The organism is Microcoleus sp. PH2017_05_CCC_O_A (assembly GCF_020738785.1).
Lineage (GTDB): Bacteria > Cyanobacteriota > Cyanobacteriia > Cyanobacteriales > Microcoleaceae > Microcoleus.
The window spans coordinates 1-1294 of the sequence record NZ_JAEQCB010000322.1 but is presented as its reverse complement, the minus strand read 5'-3'; the positions used below and the strand labels follow the sequence as shown (position 1 = coordinate 1294).

Below are 1294 nucleotides of genomic sequence, written 5' to 3'. Positions count from 1 at the left end.
TTGACATACTCCCCGGCGTGAACGCGCGGGGATTCTTGACACTTCACGGAGATGTGCCACAAGTGGTCTTACCTTCTCTCTGTGTCCGTTTAGAGTCGTGGCAATGCCCTATCCCGACTTTGTTTATATTCTTGGCTGCATTCTCATCGCGATCGTGTTCGATACCGCAATTCAAGCATTGAACCGAGCGGATTTTTAAATCCAATTTCCCCCATCTAAAACCGCAATTTGAACAGATTTGACTTGTTGGTTCCCAGCGACTAATTACCCTAAACTCTCTGCCAAACTTTTCAGACTTAGCCTCGCACAAAGCCCTAAACTCGTACCATCCCTGTTGGCTAATTGCTCTCGCCAGTTTCCGATTTTTGACCATGCCCGACACATTCAAATCTTCCAAAATAATAGTTTGATTCTCACTAACAACTTTGGTCGATAGTTTGTGCAGAAAGTCTTTACGGGTATCCCCAATTTGATTGTACTGTTTCGCAATCTGAATGCGAGTTTTGTTTCGGCGCTTTGAGTCTTTGGGCTGCCTTGCCAACTTGCGTTGCAGTCTGCGAATTTTTCGGTCTAACTGTTTGTAGCTTGGACTTTTAGCTGATGTTCCGTCGCTCATCACTGCAAAGGTTTTAATACCCAGATCGATGCCGATGCTGTGGTTTTTAGCTTCGACAATATCGGAATTAATCTCTACAACAAAGCTCAGGAAATAACGGTTGGCACAATCTTTGATTACTGTGACAGAGCTAGGGTCTGACGGCAGTTGTCTCGACCAAATAGGACTAACATTTCCGATTTTTGCCAGATACACGGACTCACTTTTGATAGAGAAACCCGATTTGACAAAAGTTGCAGATTGACTGTTAGTCTTTTTTTTAAACCTGGGTTGACCGAGTTTTTTACCTTTTCTCTTCCCTTTTAGGGAGTCAAAATAGTTTTTGTAAGCAACATCTAATTGTTTGAGGGATTGCTGCAATGGCACGGATGACACATCTTTTAACCATGCTCTCTCTTCTGTCTTTTTAGATAGAGCTAGAGACTTGGATAGAGTGTTATAGCCGGGATATTTTCCTGACTTGCTTTGAGTTAAGGCATCATTCCAAACAACTCTCACACAACCAAACAACTGCGCTAAACTTTGGCGTTGTTGAGTGGTAGGATAGAATCTGTATTGGAATCTTGCTTTCATTGTTTGTCGTTTGTTTTACTATTCCATTCTAACAGGCTCAGTAAAATTTACCAAAAAATTAAAGCCGTCCTTAAGGACGGGGTTTTAAACCCAATTTTTTGATAA

The 1294-nt window shown here is 42.0% G+C and carries 1 protein-coding gene; it reads right to left on the bottom strand.

Annotation, left to right across the window (positions count from 1 at the left end; genetic code table 11):
• Nucleotides 1–43: 43 nt before the first annotated feature.
• The gene (locus tag JGK20_RS34340) at nucleotides 44–1189 is read right to left on the bottom strand and encodes a transposase (protein WP_293190646.1); all 1146 of its coding nucleotides are present in this window, start codon (nucleotides 1187–1189) and stop codon (nucleotides 44–46) included.
• Nucleotides 1190–1294: the final 105 nt, after the last annotated feature.

Bases quoted from the DNA above. Each gene is read 5' to 3' on its own strand.
- JGK20_RS34340 (WP_293190646.1), bottom strand. From the start codon at position 1,189: ATGAAAGCAAGATTCCAATACAGATTCTATCCTACCACTCAACAACGC.